This window comes from Elusimicrobiota bacterium (assembly GCA_026388095.1).
Taxonomy (GTDB): domain Bacteria; phylum Elusimicrobiota; class Elusimicrobia; order UBA1565; family UBA9628; genus UBA9628.
The window spans coordinates 23,540-39,640 of sequence record JAPLKL010000028.1 but is presented as its reverse complement, the minus strand read 5'-3'; the positions used below and the strand labels follow the sequence as shown (position 1 = coordinate 39,640).

14 protein-coding genes are annotated in these 16,101 nt (G+C 65.5%); 1 reads left to right on the top strand and 13 read right to left on the bottom strand.

What is annotated here, in order from left to right; translation table 11 throughout:
• Positions 1–76: 76 nt before the first annotated feature.
• The gene (locus tag NTY77_06800; protein ID MCX5795181.1) at positions 77–1,378 is read left to right on the top strand and encodes a glucose-1-phosphate adenylyltransferase; all 1,302 of its coding nucleotides are present in this window, start codon (positions 77–79) and stop codon (positions 1,376–1,378) included.
• On the opposite strand, the gene NTY77_06795 is transcribed toward NTY77_06800, so the two are convergent.
• The 13 genes from NTY77_06795 to NTY77_06735 all read right to left on the bottom strand — a co-directional run bounded on the left by NTY77_06795 (position 1,375) and on the right by NTY77_06735 (position 16,096).
• A complete protein-coding gene (locus tag NTY77_06795) occupies positions 1,375–3,249 on the bottom strand; it encodes a protein kinase (protein ID MCX5795180.1) in 1,875 nt (624 codons plus the stop codon). The two genes, NTY77_06800 and NTY77_06795, sit on opposite strands and share 4 nt — an antisense overlap.
• Before the next feature lie 467 nt (positions 3,250–3,716).
• Entirely contained in the window at positions 3,717–5,198 is a 1,482-nt protein-coding gene (locus tag NTY77_06790) for a tetratricopeptide repeat protein (GenBank protein ID MCX5795179.1), read from the bottom strand.
• Positions 5,199–5,303: 105 nt separating this feature from the next.
• Positions 5,304–6,539 (bottom strand): GGDEF domain-containing protein, encoded by a 1,236-nt coding sequence (locus NTY77_06785; GenBank protein MCX5795178.1) that lies wholly within the window; start codon positions 6,537–6,539, stop codon positions 5,304–5,306.
• Between the two features lie 46 nt (positions 6,540–6,585).
• Entirely contained in the window at positions 6,586–8,121 is a 1,536-nt protein-coding gene (locus tag NTY77_06780; protein ID MCX5795177.1) for a hypothetical protein, read from the bottom strand.
• Positions 8,118–8,963 (bottom strand): UbiA family prenyltransferase, encoded by an 846-nt coding sequence (locus NTY77_06775; GenBank protein MCX5795176.1) that lies wholly within the window; start codon positions 8,961–8,963, stop codon positions 8,118–8,120. The genes NTY77_06780 and NTY77_06775 overlap by 4 nt, the downstream gene beginning before the upstream one ends.
• On the bottom strand, positions 8,960–9,901 hold the full coding sequence (gene coxB, locus NTY77_06770; protein ID MCX5795175.1) for a cytochrome c oxidase subunit II: 942 nt from the start codon (positions 9,899–9,901) through the stop codon (positions 8,960–8,962). The genes NTY77_06775 and coxB overlap by 4 nt, the downstream gene beginning before the upstream one ends.
• A gap of 7 nt (positions 9,902–9,908) precedes the next feature.
• The gene (locus NTY77_06765) at positions 9,909–10,193 is read right to left on the bottom strand and encodes a cytochrome C oxidase subunit IV family protein (protein MCX5795174.1); all 285 of its coding nucleotides are present in this window, start codon (positions 10,191–10,193) and stop codon (positions 9,909–9,911) included.
• Positions 10,190–10,792 carry a cytochrome c oxidase subunit 3 family protein gene (locus NTY77_06760; GenBank protein MCX5795173.1) on the bottom strand — a complete coding sequence of 201 codons (603 nt, stop codon included), beginning with the start codon at positions 10,790–10,792 and terminating at the stop codon, positions 10,190–10,192. Before NTY77_06760 ends, NTY77_06765 begins: the two co-directional genes overlap by 4 nt.
• Positions 10,789–12,378, bottom strand: a complete 1,590-nt coding sequence (locus NTY77_06755; protein MCX5795172.1) for a cbb3-type cytochrome c oxidase subunit I — start codon at positions 12,376–12,378, stop codon at positions 10,789–10,791. Before NTY77_06755 ends, NTY77_06760 begins: the two co-directional genes overlap by 4 nt.
• On the bottom strand, positions 12,375–13,139 hold the full coding sequence (locus NTY77_06750) for an SCO family protein (protein MCX5795171.1): 765 nt from the start codon (positions 13,137–13,139) through the stop codon (positions 12,375–12,377). The genes NTY77_06755 and NTY77_06750 overlap by 4 nt, the downstream gene beginning before the upstream one ends.
• An 8-nt stretch (positions 13,140–13,147) precedes the next feature.
• A complete protein-coding gene (locus tag NTY77_06745) occupies positions 13,148–13,960 on the bottom strand; it encodes a hypothetical protein (GenBank protein ID MCX5795170.1) in 813 nt (270 codons plus the stop codon).
• Positions 13,961–13,992: 32 nt separating this feature from the next.
• A complete protein-coding gene (locus NTY77_06740; GenBank protein ID MCX5795169.1) occupies positions 13,993–14,874 on the bottom strand; it encodes a cytochrome c in 882 nt (293 codons plus the stop codon).
• Between the two features lie 109 nt (positions 14,875–14,983).
• On the bottom strand, positions 14,984–16,096 hold the full coding sequence (locus NTY77_06735) for a quinol:cytochrome C oxidoreductase (protein ID MCX5795168.1): 1,113 nt from the start codon (positions 16,094–16,096) through the stop codon (positions 14,984–14,986).
• Positions 16,097–16,101: the final 5 nt, after the last annotated feature.

Below are 16,101 nucleotides of genomic sequence, written 5' to 3'. Positions count from 1 at the left end.
TCGGTAGGCCTCCTAGGATGTCGTCCAAGGAGATTTTACAAAATCCGATGCCGCCATTTTTTGCTACCTTTAGGGCATGGCTGAGAAACCCCTGGACCTTGAGAGATCCACTTTGGCCGTCATCATGGGCGGCGGGGCGGGCAAACGCCTTTATCCGTTGACCAAGCTTCGCTCCAAGCCGGCCGTCCCTTTCGGCGGCAAATACCGCCTGGTCGACATCCCGATATCCAACTGCATCAACTCCGGCATCAAGTACATCTACGTCCTCACCCAGTTCAATTCCGTCTCTTTGCACAAGCACATCCAGCTCACCTACCGCTTCGACCGCTTCTCCAACGGCTTCGTCGAGCTTCTCGCCGCCCAGCAGACCCCCGGCAACGAGCAATGGTACCAGGGCACCGCCGACGCCGTGCGCCAGAACCTCCGGTATCTCATGAACGAGAACTTCTCCCACATCCTCATCCTCTCCGGCGACCAGCTCTACCGCATCGACTTCAGCGCCATGCTGCGCCAGCACGCGGACAGCGGCGCGGACATCACCGTCGCCGCCATGCCGGTGGGCCGCCAGGAGACCGGCCGCCTGGGCATCCTGCAGGTGGACCGCGAGAAGAGGATCGTGAAGTTCGCCGAGAAGCCGAAGACCGAGGCCGAGCTGGAGGGCCTGCGCATCGAGGCGCCGGTCCGCTCCTTGCTGGGCCTCCAGGGCTCCGAGCCCGCCTACCTCGGTTCCATGGGCATCTACGTGTTCAACCGGGACCGGCTGGCCGAGGCCCTCGACAATGACTTCACGGACTTCGGCCACCACATCATCCCGCGCGCGATCGACCGGTGCAAGGTGCTGGCCTTCCCCTACCAGGGCTACTGGGAGGACATCGGGACCATCGGCAGCTTTTTCGAAGCCAACCTGGGCCTGGCCGACGTCCTGCCCCGCTTCAACTTCTTCGACGGCCAATCCCCCATCTACACCCATGCGCGCGCCCTGCCCGCCTCCAAGGTCAACGGCGGCTCGTTCAAGCAGACCGTGCTCTCCGACGGCTGCATCGTCGACGACTCCCATTTGGAGCGCTGCGTGGTGGGCCTGCGCAGCATCATCGCCCCGGGCTGCGACATCCGCGACACCGTCTTATTGGGCGCGGACTTCTACGAGAGCCGGGAGAGCATCGAACGCGCCGCGCGCGAGGGCATCCCGCCCATGGGCATCGGCCGCAACTGCCGCATCCGCCGCGCCATCATCGACAAGAACGCCCGCATCGGGGAAGGCTCGGTCATCACGCCCGAGAACAAGCCCTCCGAGTACGACTCCGAGGCCTACTGCATCCGCGACGGCGTGGTGGTCATCCCCAAGAACTCCGTCATCCGGGCCGGGACCGTCCTCTAACCCGAGCGGGCCGCGGCGTCCAGGGCTCGCACGAGCTCCTGGGCGGAATGAAAGCGTTTGGCCGGTTCCGAGTCGAGCGCTTTCTGGAAGAAGGCGTGCAGGCCCTCGGGGACATCCGGGTTCGCCTGAATGATGGGGCGGAAACGCATGTTGAGCTTGAGCTCGAGCATGGAGCCGCCCTGAAAGGGCCGCTCTCCGGCCAGCAGCTCGTAGACGATGACGCCCAGCGCGTAGAGGTCGGATTCCTTGCTCACGCTGCCCAGTTCCTGCTCCGGGGCCATGTAGGGCGGCGTGCCCCAGGCCTGGGTGCGGGTGGCCTCCACGGAGCGGGCCTCATGGGCGATGCCGAAGTCCAGGACTTTGCAGCGCCCATCAGGCCCCACCATGAGGTTGGCGGGCTTGAGGTCGCGGTGGATGATCTTCTGCGAGTGGGCGTAGTCCACGGCCGCGGCCACGTCCTTGACCACGGCCCGGACCTCATCGATAGCCAGCCGCCGCTGGCGCGCCAGGCGCGCGTGCAAAGTCTCGCCTTCCACGTATTCGAAGACCAGGTAGAGCTCGCCGTCTCCCACCACGGAATAGATCTGGGCCAGGTTGGGATGCTTGAGCTTGGCTGCCAGCTGGGCCTCCTTGAGGAAGCGCTCGCGCACCTCTCCCGACTCGTAGGCCTCGCGATTGAGATGTTTGATGGCCACGGTGCGCTTGAGCGTGAGGTCCGTGGCCTGGTAGACGATGCCGATGCCGCCGCGCGCGATCTCGCGCTCGATGCGGAAGTTGCCGCCCAGCACCGTGCCCGGAGCGAGCGTCCCCGTCGCGGTCTTGGGCAGCTCGGCCTCGGGTTTGGCCAGGACCGTGGTCTTCCAATCCTTGTAGAAGACCCGCTTGCCGCCCTCCAACAAAAGGGCCAGAGCCGTGACTCCGAGGATGATCCACAGGATGTACTTGGTCGGGATGGCGCGGGGCAGGCGGCTGCGAGGCATGGAGGTCTGCAGGTCGGCGATGCGGGCCAGAGCCTCATCGACCAATGGCCGCAGCGCAGGGTCCAGCGCCGCGGCCCGGCGGTACTCCTCCACGGCTTTGGCGATGAGGCCGGCTTTCTCCAGGGCCAGGGCGTGGTAGAAGCGGCCCATGGCGTTGTCGGGGGCCAGCGCCAGGCCGTCCTCGATAAGGCGCAGGGACTCGGATACCTTGCCGAGCTGGAGCAAGGCGTAGCCTTTCTCGAAGAGCGCGGCCGCGGACTTGGGGTCGAGCTTGAGGGCCTTGTCCGCGTCCAGGACGGCGGCCTCGTAGTTGTGGTTCTTGGGCAGGTTCGAGATGTGGGAGCGCAGGATGAGGGCGTTGACGCTGCCGGGGTCGTCGAGCAAAGCGCGGGAGACGTCGAAGAGGGCGCCGTTGAGGTCGCCCATGGAAAGCTTGTCCACGGCGGATTTGAGCAGGAGCTGGGCCTGAGTCCGCAGGTCCGCGCCCGGCCCCACGCCCGCGGCCAGCGCGGCAAGCGCCTTCTCGGCCGCGGCGCGCGCGGCCGGATCGATGGGGCCGGCGCGCACGGCTCCGTCGCCGCCGGCGAGGTCTGGCAGAGCCTTGCCGTCCATGGGCCACTTGATGCCGGAGAGCTTGTTTTGCGCCCGGGCGAATTCGTCGGGATGGCCGAGGATCATTCGGGCCAATGTGTCGTTCGGATCCAGGGCCAGGGCCTGGCGCGCTGTGTCCTGGGCCGCGGTCTGGTCGCCCTGCAAGAGCTGCGTCGCGGCCAGGACCGAACGCAGGCGTGCGTCCTTGGGATTCTTCTCGATCGCTGAAGAAAGGATTTGGCTGGCCGCGCGGGGATCGGTGTCCATCTGCTTGATGAACTGCTGGGCTGCAGGCGACACTGGGACAGGGGGTTTATCGCCTCTATCCTGGGCTCCGGACCCGGCTGCGTGCTGCTGGCTTGTGATTTGCAGCGCCACCTCTTGGATCGCCTTCGCAGATACCGCCACATCTCTGTTTCTCTCGATTCCGGTCGCCGAAATCTTTTGAAGGGCAGCCTGCTTCATGGCGTAATCAGTGGCCTGGTCCATGGCTGACTTGACCTTTTGGACATGGACTTCTTGATTCTTAGTGTGCTCATCATTCTCAAAGGTACTCTTTGCAGCCTTCCAAATGGCGCTAAGATCCTGCTGGACCTGCAGCATTCTATCTATGTCGGCTTGGGTCGGATTGGGAATCGCGCTGATCCGCTCCACTTCCGCTTGGCAATGTTCAAAATCTGCGCAAACAGTCGCCCTCGAGGGGCTGGCCGGCAGCAGGAACCCCAGGCTAGCGACCGCGATCCGCAAGAAGCGTCGATCTGCCCAGCTCATTTTGTCGGGGCCATAGGCGTGGCCCAATCGGGATGGCGCAAGCGACGCAGGCCCAGGGCGAGGAAAGCCAGGGCGATGAGCACGCCGCCGCCCCACAGGCCGAGCCGCTTGGCGTTCCAGCGGCGGGCTCCCGACGCGGCCGGGACCGGCTTGCCGCCCAGGCGCGCCGCGGCCTCGTCGGTCAGGGGCTTGAGGCTCGGGTCGAGCTCTCCCGCTTTGAAGTAGGCGGCAACGGCGTCCTTGACCCGGTCCAGCTTCTCCAAGATCATGCCCCGGTAGAGGTGCCCCATGGCGTTGAGCGGGTCTATGCCCAAAGCGGCCTCCACGTCGTCGAGCGCCTCGCGGTAGCGCCGAAGTTGATACTTGGCATAGCCGCGCTCGAGCAGGGCGACCACGCTGCGCGGGGCGAGCTTGAGCGCGGCGTCCGCGTCGGCCAAGGCCGCCTCGGGCTGGCCGGCCCGGTTATGGGCCGCGGCGCGCAAGGTCAGGGCCGCCGCGTCTGCCGGGTTCTTGGCCAAGGCGAGGGAGGCCGCGTCGCGGGCAGCCTGGAAATCCCCCAGGCGGAACCGGGTCCAGCCATCGGACACGGCCTGGGATTGGCCGGAGCCCAGGGCCGCGGCCGTATAAGCCGGCTGCTGGGCGTCGGCCTGCCCGCCGGCTTGCTGGCCGGACGGCCGCCGCTCGGTCATCCCCGTCATTCGCCCCATCCCGACCGGCCCGCCCATGCCGTCCTCTTCGGAAGGAGCGGCCATCAGCCCGGCGGCCTGCCCCTTGAACCGGTCCGCGACGCCAGCCGAGAGCCCTTCGCTCGGGATCATGAAGCGGGCGGCCTCGTTCTCCGGGTCCAAAGAGAGCAGCTTCTTTGCCACCTGCGCAGCCTCGGCCGTGCGTCCCTGCTGGTGGAGGGATTGCGCCAGCCCCTGCAGGGCCGCCTTGTTGTTCGGGTCCGAAGCGGCAGCCTCGCGATAGCTCTTCTCCGCGCCTTGCCACTGGCCGGACTGGAAAGCCGTATTGCCGGTCTCGACTGCGGCGCGCTCCTGGGGCGTGCCCGTGGGGCTCGGTAGGGTCGCCGGGACTTTGCCGTTGTGGTCAGGGGGGACGCTGCCCGTGTCCTTGGCGCCGCTCGGCTCGCCGCCGGGGTGGGGGCCCGCAGCGCTAGTCCCGTTCAATATCGCCTGGACCCGATAGTATTGAGCCCCGCGGAACACATCCACCTCGTGGTTCAAGTCGCCGATGCGCCTCAACATCTCCGTATCGAGACCCTGAGAAGGGATGCTGTCTTGGACATCCTGGAAATTCTTCCAAGCCTTCTTGACCTCATCCGTGTTCCCGGTCTTGAGAGCATCGGTGAGCTGCTGCTTGGCAGCGTTCACGGACAGCACCGCCTGGTCCACCTGCTCCTTGGTGACTTTGCCTGCGGCGCTCGCCCAGACCGAAAGGAAGGCGACAGCCGCCAGCACGACCAGTCGAGCGCGCATACGCGTAGAGTGTAGCCCCCCCCTATATTGTTGTCAATGGAGACTAAGCGAGATTTACTGATATTTCAACCATAATCCGGAATCCAAAGTGCCGATTCAGGGAGCTCAGTCGAAACGGTACTTGCGCAAGGCCCCGGACCGGCCGCGGTTGGCGCAGCAATTGCGTCCCGAGGCCTTGCAAACCAGGAGCAGGTCATCGGCGGACTTGATGGCCGCGTCGAAGGTGGGAGGCAGGCCGCTCCGTCCCGGCCTGACGGTGAAGATGCCGGCGCTGAAGCGCAAGCGCTCGGCCGCCGCGCCGCGCAAGCGCGCCGAGACCGGGATGAAGTCCTCGTCCTTGAGGCGGCCGTTGACGCGACGCAGGATCGAGCGCACCGCCTCCGAGTTCGCGCCCGGGAACAGCGCCACGAACTCCTCGCCGCCGTAGCGCCCGACCACATCCGAACCGCGGACAGTGGCCTGAACCGCCTGGGCGAAGCGCTTCAAGACCGCGTCGCCCACGTCGTGGCCGTAGTGGTCGTTGAAGCGCTTGAAATGGTCGAGGTCGAGCATCGCGATGCTGATCACGGCATTGCCCCTCCCCCGTCCGGAGCCTTCCAGAAAACGCTCCCAGCGCTCGGCCAGTATGGGCCGCAGGTAGAAGCCGGTGAGCACATCGCGCTCCGAGAGGTACTTGGCCCTCCGGTAATCCCGAGTATGCAGGATCCGGTAGCGCAACAGGTCCGAGAAGGGCAGCAGGCGCCTGGTGAGCTCCTTCAAGGCGGGTTGGCGAGGCCTGACGAAGGACATATGCATCTTGGCCAGGACCTTGCCGCTGTCCGGATGCAGGATGACCCAATTCATCCAGGAGCTCGTGTCCTGATGGCGGGCCTGCGCGATCTCCTCCATGGAGAGCTCGCGCACCACGTTATTGACGATGCGGGGCCGCTTGGTGACCATGCACTCCAGCATGCTGGCCTCGATGAACAGCGACTCGCGGATGATCCTCTCGTTCTCGGCCGTGTAGCCGACGAAGACCTGCTCCTCGACCAGGCCTCTGAGATAGGCGGAATGCTTCTCCGCTTGGCCGCGGTACCAGGAGATGGACGGCAGCCGGCGTCTGGGCATCCAGCCTACCCGGTCGTAGAACTCGCGCTCGTCGTAATCCGTGAGGATCGTGATGTCCCCGCGGTTGACGTCGAAGTACTCGAAGAAATACCGGTAGAGCTGCGCCCCGACCTCGCGCAGGTCGTTGGTCCTGATGGCGGCGGAAAAGAGCTCGTTGCGGCGCCGGTTCTCCAGGCGCTCCCGGTAGAGCTGGGCGCGGGCGGACTTCAGTTGGGCGGACAGGCTGCGTCCCATGGGAACGTCCGGATTCTAGCACATAGGCCCACCAGGCTGCTCCGGCCTAGTGCTTGACGCGCAGCACGCCGGCGGGTGTGAGCTCCACGTAGCCGGCCTGGATGGCCGGGCCCTTGAGGATGCTCTGGGCGGAGAGCTCGTCGTAGAAGACGCGGCCGCTGAGGTGCTTCTCGATGGTGAACCGGCCGCAGGCCTCGACCTCCTCGCCCTCGCTGAAGTCCGGATGTCCGAAGGAGTGGACCTTGACCTTCGCGCCGCCCTCGCTGATCCAAAAGGTGAAATAGTCGTTGCCCTTGCGGGAAGTCTTGCGGAACAGGACCGAAGTCACGCCCTTGGCGCAAAGCAGTTTGTTGTCGTAGCGCCGCTTGTCGCCCAGGAGGACGGCCACCGGGGTGATGGTCTCGACGGCCCCCGCGCTCCGGGCCGAACGCGCCTCCGGGGCCGAGGCCGGCAGATAATCGGGGACCGGGTAGGAGTCGTTGACGCGCAGGTCTTCGAACCTCACCACGATAGGGCCGAAATTCGGGCTGCCGCCGGCCTCGTAGGCCGAGACCCAGAGCCTCGCCAGCAAGGCCGCGGCCTTGCCCAGCCTGTCTTCCGCGGCCTTGAGCACCGTGGTCTCATAGGCGGTCCGCCCAGTGCGCACGGACATGGCCGAGGTCGAGAAAGCGGAGACCACCAGGTCCGGGACCAAAGGCGGCTGGGGCCGTCCCGCCGCATCGGACCGGGCCGCACAATAGGCCGCGGACTCTTCGGGGGGAGCCAACTCGCCCGCTGCCGCGCATTGCCGCGCGAAGGCCTGCAGCAAGGGCGGGATCAGGGGATAGCCGCCGCGCACCAAAGCGAAGAGCTCGTAGACCACCTTGCCCCGCGGCACAGCGGCGAGACGCTTGCCGCCGAGCGCGGCGGCGGCCGCGGCCAAGACCGCCTTGTCCAGGACCCCGGCCTTGCGCAGGGCCTCTCTCTCCAGCATCTGAGCCTCGAACGCGGAGTGGATGCCCGCGGCCGGCTGCGCGCTGTGCGCGGCGTCGAAATCCACGGTGGTGTGCAGCGGCTGGGACAGGTCTGCCACGTAGTGCCCCATCACTCCCAAGAAGAACAAGGCCTGGGCCGGATCGTGGCGGCGCATGGCCGAGACCGCAAGGTCATAGAGCTGCAGCACCCGCCAGGGCGCGGTGCCGTGGGCAGCCGGGTCCATGGGCTTGCCCGGAGACATCCGGCTCACGTAATCGGCGTTGGCGGAGAGGAGCTGGCGGTACTGCGGGTAGACGTCGAGATAATCCCCGGTCGGCAGGAGCATGATGGCGCCCGGGTCCTGCTCCGCCGCGACGAAGGCGTCCACCTCGAAGAAATGCAGGGGCGGCTCCTGCTGGAGAGATGACTTCCAGTCCGCGTCGGGCGTGATGGACAGGCGCCGGAGCAAGGCGGAGTTGGGGGCCAGGAACTGCGCCAGGCCGCGGTTGCGCCCCAGCAGGAGCTGCACCGCGGCGCCGTTGACCTGCTCGTGCCCGTAGTCCCCCCAGCCGAAGGCGCTGCCAACGCAGGCGCAGAAGCAGACCGCGGCGCAGGCCCAGGTCCTCATAGGTAGGAGTCCGCGGCGATGAGCGCCATGACGATGAGGACGAAGGCGTTGAGCTGGCCGAAGGCCGCGCGCCAACGGACATCCCCCTCGGACCGGAGCAGGGCTGCGGCCTTCCAGGTGAGCCACCCGGCCGCGAGGGACAGGAGCGCCGAGGCCGCGGCCGAGCCGACCGCGCCGAAGAGGGGCAGGAGCAGGGCCGAAGCCGCGGCCGTGCACATCCAGACCGCGGCCAGCCGCGCCAGTCGGGCCTCGCCTAAGATTTCACCGAGGTTCGGCAGGCCAGCGCGCTTCAAGTCCGCGGCCTGCCTGGGGACCAGCAGCCAGAAATGGGGCACCTGCCAGAGATAGAAGAAGAAGCACAAGGCCAGGAGCCTGGGGTCCTGCCAGGGGCGGCCGGCCGCGAGCCAGCCCAGGACCGGCGGCACGGCGCCCACCAGCGCGCCCGGCACCACGGCGAAAGCCGTGACTCTCTTCAGAGGCGTGTATACGCCGTCATACCAGGCCACCGCGAAGGCGGACAGGAAGAAGCCGGCGGGCCCCGCGGCCAGACCAATGAGCGGCAGGCCCGCGGCCAGCAGCAGCAAGGCCGCCGCCAGCGCCCGGCCCGGGCTCAGGCGCCCGGACGGCACCGGCCGGCTCCGGGTACGCTCCATGAGGCTGTCGAGACGCCGCTCCAGCAGCTGGTTGAGCGCGGCCGAGCCGCAGGCGAGCAGGAAAACGCCCAAGCCCAAAGGCAGGACGCGCCAGCCCAGGCCGTGGGAAGCCAGAATGAAAACGGCGACGGCCGAAGCGGCAGCGGCGAGGGCGATGCGCGGCTTGACCAAGTCCAGCCCGGCCTTCACTCGGCCCTCAGCGACTTGAGGTAAGAGACGATCGCATTGAGCTCGGCCGCGGAGAGATATGCTGGCGGCATGACCGGCGGATATCCCGCCACCACCGCGGAATCGGGCTCGTGGATCACCCGTCTTAGGAAGTCTTCGTCGACGATGACCTCGCGCGGCTCGGCCTTGAAGAGCACGCTCTGTTTGGCGCCGAAGAGCCCCTTGAAGGTCGGACCCACCATGGGCGTGCCGTCCAAGGAGTGGCAGGCCAGGCAGGCCTTGGAGCGCAGCAAGGCCACGGCCGGGGCCTCTCCCGGAGCCGCGGCCGAGGCCGCCAGCTTGGGCGCGGCCTCAGCCGAGAAGTACCAGCTCTTGAACTCCGCCTCGGGCATGACGCGGACCTTGGAGAGCATGGCCGAGTGGTTGACCCCGCAGATGACCGTGCATTGGATGTCGAAATCCCCCAGCAGCCAGGGCGTGAACCACACGAAGTTGCTCTTGCCCGGCACCACGTCCACCTTGACGCGGAAGGCGGGCACGAAGAAGCCGTGGATGACGTCCAAGGTATGGGTGATGAGCTTCACGGGCCTGGCCAAAGGGATGTAGAGCTGGTCGGTCTGCTTGCCGTTGGGGTACTTGAAACTCCAGGCCCATTGCCGCGCCGTGACCTCGACGACCATGGCGTCCGGCGGCGGGTGGCGCATGGTGCGGAAATCCGTCCAGCCGTAGTAGAACATCACGAGGAAGAGGACCAAGGGCACGACGGTCCATACGATCTCCAGGGGCGTGTTCTCGTGGATGTCCACCGGCTCCGGATTGCGCATGCGGCTGTAGCGGATGGAGAAGTAGACGATGAAGAAGGTCACCAGCAGGAGGAAGGCCGCGCAGACGGCCATGGAGCCCAGGAACACCCGGTCCACCGAACCGCTGAAGCTGGAGGCTTGGGCTAGGAATGGCATGGTGTCTCTAGCGGAAGGAGATGTCCAAGAAGAGCAGCCCTATAAAGGTGATGAGTGTGGCCAAGGCCGTGAAGACCATGCCCTTGAGCAGGACCTTCTCGTACTTGAGATGCATGAAGAAGTAGAGGACCAAGGCGGCCTTGAGCGGGGTGATGACGAGCATGGCCCAGACCGCCGCGGTCGAGGACACGCGGCTGGCCGCGACCAAGGCCGCGGTCAAGACCACCAAAGCCGCCCAGACCTTGAGCAAGGTCGGGTACTCGATGGTGTGGCCCTGTTCTTGTTCGCTCATGCCGCGAGATAGAAGAGAGGCAGCAGGAATATCCAGATCACGTCGACCAGATGCCAATACAGCCCGGAGTTCTCCAGAAGCACATAGTCATCCTGGCGCACGCGCTCGCGCGCGAGCAGCACCGCCATGATGGTCAGGAGCACGGTGCCGGCCAGGACGTGCAGGCCGTGCAGGCCGGTCATGATGAAGTAGAGCCCGAAGAAGAGCGCCTCTCCCTGCGGCCGCGCCGCCAAGGCCGGGCCGTTGGGATAGATGCCGTGGTGGAACTTAAGACCCCATTCCACACCCTTGTTGACCAGGAAGAGCGCGCCGCAGGAGGCGGTCAGGCCGGTCAACAGTACGGAGAGCTTCTTGTTCCCCTTCTGTATCGCGGTGATGGCGGCGGCCACGAAGAGGCTGCTGGTCAGCAGGATGACGGTGTTGGCCACGCCCAAGGGGACGCTCAGTTCGCGGCTCGCTTCATGGAAGGCCTCTGGGTTCAAAGCCCGGGAGCCTGCGTAGAGGATGAAGAGTCCGCCGAAGAGCATGAACTCGGTGAAGAGGAAGAGCCACATGCCGATCTTGGAGCCCTGGTAATCCTGGTGGGCGGCTTCACTCATCCAGGCCTCCCGGGATTGTAGGCGTAGGGACCGGCGGTGATGGTCGGGATCTCGGCGAAATTCTCCTGCGGCGGCGGCGAGGGGATGGTCCACTCCAAGGTGATGCCGCCCCAGGGGTTGGCCTCGGCCTTGCGGCCCCTGAAGAGCGCGTACAAGAAGTTGCCGAAAAGGACCAGCAGACCCGCGGCCAAGAGCCAGGAGCCGGCCGTGGCCACCAGATGCGCGTTGTGGAACTGGGGCAAATGCGCGTAGTAGCGCCGCGGCATGCCCATGGTCCCCAGGACCAGCATGGTGAAGTAGAGCATGTTGAAGCCGACGAACATCAGGCCCCAGGCGGCGTAGGCGGGCTTGGTGTCGTACATTTTGCCGAACATCTTTGGGAACCAATAGAGCAAAGCCGCGAAGAAGGCGAAGCCCGTGCCGCCGAACATCACGTAGTGAAAGTGTCCCACGATGAAGTAGGTGTCGTGCAAATGCACGTTGACGCCCAAGGCGCCCTGCATCACGCCGGTCAGGCCGCCGATGGCGAAGAGGAAGACGAAGCTCAAAGCGTAGAGCATGGCCGGAGCCATCTCGATGGAGCCTTTGTAGAGGGTGGCGGTCCAGTTGAAAACCTTGATGGCGCTGGGCACGGCCACGATGAAGGTCAGCAAAGAGAAGACGAAGTCCGCGGTGTCGGCCATGCCGCTGGTGAACATGTGGTGCGCCCAGACCATGGAACCGAAGCCCGCGATGGCTATGGATGAGTAGGCGATGGCCTTGTAGCCGAAGATGCTCTTGCGCGAGAAGGTGGGGATGATCTCGGTGATGACGCCCATGGCCGGGACGATCATGATGTAGACCGCGGGGTGCGAGTAGGTCCAAAACATGTGCTGGTAGAGCACCGGGTCTCCGCCCTTGGCCGGGTCGAAGACTCCGATGTTGAAGAAGCGCTCCAGGATGACCAAGACCAAGGTGATGCCGATGATGGGCGTGACCAAGACCTGGATCCAGCCGGTGGCGTAGAGGGACCAGACGAAGAGCGGCATGCGGTGCCAGGTCATGCCGGGTGCGCGCATGCGGTGGATGGTGGTGATGAAGTTGAGGCCGGTCAGGATGGAGGAGAGCCCCAGAACGAAGGCGGCGAACACGGCCAGGGAGACATTGGTCCCGGTCTTTATGCTGAAGGGGACGTAGAAGGTCCAGCCTGTGTCCGGCGGTCCGTTGCCGGTGAACAAAGAGAGGACAGCGAGGGTGGCGCCGGTGGCGAAGAAGTACCAGGAGAGGAGGTTGAGCCTGGGGAAGGCGACGTCGCGCGCGCCGATGAGGATGGGCATGAAGAAGTTGCCGAACACGGCGGGCAGGCCGGGGATGACGAACAAGAAGATCATGATGACGCCGTGCACGGTGAAGAGGGCGTTGTAGGTCTGGGCGGAGATGAGGTAGTCGCCGCCGCTCAAGTGCTTGAGGCGCATGGTCACGCCGATGCCGACCGCCACGAAGAAGAAGACGGTCATCAAGGTCAGGTAGAGCAGGCCGATGCGCTTGTGGTCGGTGGCGGTGAGCCAGGAGCCTAGGCCGCCGCCTTGGGGATCGAGATAGCTCATGATTTCTTGCGTTCCCAGAACACGGCCAAGAAGACCGTGAGCAGGACCATCAGCACGCTGAACGCGCCGACCAGCCTCGTGACGCTGACGATGTAGCGGCGGCCGGCCGGGTCATAAGTGTAGCAGAACGCGAGGGACTTGATGACGGATGGGCGGGTCTGGCCGCGCAGGGCCTCGCCCAAGGCGGTCTGGAGGTCGATAGGCGGGAAATCCGTGCCGTACATGTAGCGGGTGACCTGGCCTTGGGGCGAGAGGATAAAGATGACGCCGGCATGGATGAATTCGCTGCCGTAGGCTTTGAACTTGAAGCCGACGGCGTCGGTGAGGAGGTGTATGGAAGGGCTTTTGCCGGTCAGGAAGCGCCAGGCCGCGGGCGGGAAGGGGCGGCGGAACTGTTTGAGGTAGTTGGCGCGCTTCATCTTGGCCATCTCGGGGAGGTCGCGTTCGTCGAAACTGACCGTGACGACCTGGAAGTCCTTGGCCGGCTCCAGCTTGAGTTCGTTGAGGCTGTCGAGCAGGCCGTTGAGCAGGGGCGTGCAGATGCCGGCGCAGCGGAAGTAGTTGAGGGTGAGGATGGTGGGCTTGTCGATGAGCTTGCCCAAGGTGATGGGCTTGCCGTCCTCGTCGGAGAAGCGGGCGTCCAAAGGGAGCGTGGCGCCGAGATGCTCCTCCACGCCGACTTCGGGCTGGGGCGCGGCCGACTGCTGCGCGTGCGCCGCGGGCAGAAGGGCCATGGCCAGAAAAAGGACTGTCGGTGTCATGGTATGCCTCAAGATGGCCTCTTGGTGAGCTTGCCCTCGTCGATCTTTTGGAGCCTGGCGACCGCCTCGTCCACATAGGCCCGGAAGCCGGCCCTGCGTTCGAAGACCGGCCGCAGTTCTTCCTCCACTCCGGCCAACTGCGGATAATTGGAGCGGGCGAAATAATCCCGCGTGGGGAAGCCGGGCCAATAGGTCATCAGGCGAGGATCGCTCAAGATCCACACGGCCGTGAGTTCTGAGAGCACCCAGACCTTCCAGTCGGATATCTCGCTCCTGGGATGATACTTGCGCACGATATGGAACACTTGCGACAGCACGATCTCGTGCGCCAGGATCCGCCGCTTCGATGCCTCCGGGAGGTCGTATTTGGTGGCGACGGTGTTGCCGTACCAGTCGCTCAGACCGGGATGGAAGGCCGAGACCACGTCGGTATACAGCGTGGCGGGAGCGGAGTGGAACCAGCAATGCTGGGTCGTGGACGTGATGACGTTGGAGAATAGGCCCACGAGCGGACCCCACAGTTTCTCGTACTCCTCCCGGGCTGTCTCCAGCGCCTCACCGACCTGCGCGTAGCGCGCGTCCACGGTCCGGGTCAGCTCTGCCGACACGCTGGCATGGTCGGGGGCATCGTGGATCCGCCGAGCGAAGTCCTTGTCCAACCCCATCGCCGCCGATCGCGAGGCCAACCCCGCAGGATCATCATGATGGAGCATGCTGAACAATGTCTTCGTGTCGTAATCCTTGTCGATGATGAAGCGCAGCGTGAGCGCGGGACAAGGAACCGGCTTCCCGGCCGGCGCCGCGGCGGCACAGGCAGACACAGCCATAATCCCGCAGACGATCGCTCTGCGCGTCATCGCGCCCTCTGGAGATCCCTATTGAGTGAGCCCCACTCGGCGGCGCTCAATCCCGCCGCCCCCACCGCGAAGCCGTTGCCCGGCGCCTGCGCCGCGACCGCCTCAGCCAAAGCCTTAGGTCCCCCCCGCCACGCGGTCGAGTTCTTGAGCCACACAGCCGCGCGCTGCGGGTCGCTCACGACCTTCGCCGCCAGGCCCGACAAGACCAGAGCTCTCGGCTCCGAGTATTCATCCACCAGCTTCTTCATGGCCAAGCTCACCGGGATTCTGTTCGGCACGACCTCGCCCGCCGTCGCGAACGACTTCGCCAAAGCCGCCAGCGCCGCCGGCGCCTCAGCATGCGGGAAAGCCCCCAGCGACTGCACATAGTGCGCCAAAGCCATCCGGTCCTTCGCCTGCACGTAATCGAACGCCGCCATGGCGCTGCCCGCCACCCCGTTCGAGACCGTCTTGAATATCCCGGCCAGCCCATAGCCGTTCTTCCAGCCCTTAGCCTGCGCGAAATCCCGCGGCGCCGGTATCGTGGTCTTGGCCGCTGGCCCGTCCCCCCGTCCCGCTTCCCCATGGCACTGCACGCAGTTCTTCGTGAAAAGCGACTGGCCCCTCGCCAGCAGCTCGGGCGTCGGACTCATCACCGTCTTCGGGTCCACCGGCGGAATCACGTAGCTCTTCGTCGCCGGATACTCCGTCGGGTCCAGCCAACCCGTCGCCCCCTGAGGAGGGATATCAGCGCCCATCGGCGGACGGTTCGCGATGCGCAGGCTCGGCACCACGATGAACTCGAAGAGAGCCACGACCGCAAGCCCCAACAGCACGGTCAAAAAAACCGTGCCCAGGCGCTTGAGCTCTTCAGGGCTCGCGTAGTCTTCGATCTTCATGATTCGGAACTCGGTGCGCACCGAGTCTGTGGACAACTCCGTGCGGCTCCAACTTGCCCCGGGGCAAGTCGGTGGATAACTCCGTGAACTTCGTGAAAGCCTGACACCATCACAATTTGAATGCCAACCCCTCCGCCAGGAACGGATCACCCACCGGCATGTCAGCGCCCTGCTTCATCGCCCGCCTGATCCAAAGCAAGGCCACGCCCACAAAAAGGAACACGAACCCCAGCTCAGGCCAGGAGAACAAGGGCCGCTCTCCCAGCACTGGGAAGATCAGCCAGTAAAGGTCGAGGTAGTGAGCTCCCAGCACCAGCACCGCCACCCAGCGCAGACGCTTCAGGTCCCCCTTCGCATCCCGGGGGATCAAGGCGAAGAACGGGATCACGAAATGCAGCACAGCCAGAGCCAAAGTCACCCCTTTCCAGGGCCCGTGCCCGCGCTGAGCGTACCAGAACACCTCCTCAGGCAGGTCCGCGTACCACATCAGAAGGTACTGCGCGAAAGCGATGTAGGACCAGAACACCGTGAAGGCGAAGAGCCAGCCGCCGAGATTGTAGACATGGTCGAAGCGGACCTCGGCCAACCGTCCCCGTTCCTTTAGATAGCAGACCGCCACGGTCACCGCGGCCAAGCCCGCCAAGAACATCCCGGCGAAGAGATAGACCCCGAGCACATCGCTGTACCACTCCGGCGACAGGCTGGAGATCCAATCGAAGGCCACCAACAGCGTGGTCAACCCCATCACCACCATGAAGAACGGAGCGAAGCGCCGCGCCCGGACGCTCAGAGACGCATCCTTGGTCAGGTCCTGCGCCAAAGACCCCCCGGCCAGAACCCTCCAAGACAGCAGCCATAGGACCGCGCAGCCCATGACCCGCAATCCGAAGAACGGGATATTGAGCCAGACCGCCTTGGCGGCCACGGCCGGGATGTGAGCCGCCTCAGGCTGAGCCCAAGGGTAGAGGACTCGCAGAGAGAACAGCGCCAGCACCGCCGCGGCGGAAGCCGGCACGACCAGGCCCGCGACCCGCTCGGCCGTCCGCCGCAGAGGCACGCTCCAGCGCGCGTCCGTCAGATGCTCCAGAGCGACCAGGAAGAGCGCGCCCAAGCCCGCGCTCAAGAGCATCAGCATCCACACCAGCCAGTTCGCCCAGAAACGCTCCGGCCCGATGCCGAAGAAAGTGCCCAAAGCGGCCAAGGCTCCCAGGACCGTCATCATGCCTA

Excerpts from the sequence above, each read along its gene's own strand:
- NTY77_06800 (MCX5795181.1), top strand. The coding sequence starts at position 77 with ATGGCTGAGAAACCCCTGGACCTTGAGAGATCCACTTTGGCCGTCATC.
- NTY77_06790 (MCX5795179.1), bottom strand. The coding sequence starts at position 5,198 with ATGCGCGCTCGACTGGTCGTGCTGGCGGCTGTCGCCTTCCTTTCGGTC.
- NTY77_06785 (MCX5795178.1), bottom strand. The coding sequence starts at position 6,539 with ATGGGACGCAGCCTGTCCGCCCAACTGAAGTCCGCCCGCGCCCAGCTC.
- NTY77_06780 (MCX5795177.1), bottom strand. The coding sequence starts at position 8,121 with ATGAGGACCTGGGCCTGCGCCGCGGTCTGCTTCTGCGCCTGCGTTGGC.
- coxB (MCX5795175.1), bottom strand. The coding sequence starts at position 9,901 with ATGCCATTCCTAGCCCAAGCCTCCAGCTTCAGCGGTTCGGTGGACCGG.
- NTY77_06765 (MCX5795174.1), bottom strand. The coding sequence starts at position 10,193 with ATGAGCGAACAAGAACAGGGCCACACCATCGAGTACCCGACCTTGCTC.
- NTY77_06760 (MCX5795173.1), bottom strand. The coding sequence starts at position 10,792 with ATGAGTGAAGCCGCCCACCAGGATTACCAGGGCTCCAAGATCGGCATG.
- NTY77_06755 (MCX5795172.1), bottom strand. The coding sequence starts at position 12,378 with ATGAGCTATCTCGATCCCCAAGGCGGCGGCCTAGGCTCCTGGCTCACC.
- NTY77_06750 (MCX5795171.1), bottom strand. The coding sequence starts at position 13,139 with ATGACACCGACAGTCCTTTTTCTGGCCATGGCCCTTCTGCCCGCGGCG.
- NTY77_06740 (MCX5795169.1), bottom strand. The coding sequence starts at position 14,874 with ATGAAGATCGAAGACTACGCGAGCCCTGAAGAGCTCAAGCGCCTGGGC.
- NTY77_06735 (MCX5795168.1), bottom strand. The coding sequence starts at position 16,096 with ATGATGACGGTCCTGGGAGCCTTGGCCGCTTTGGGCACTTTCTTCGGC.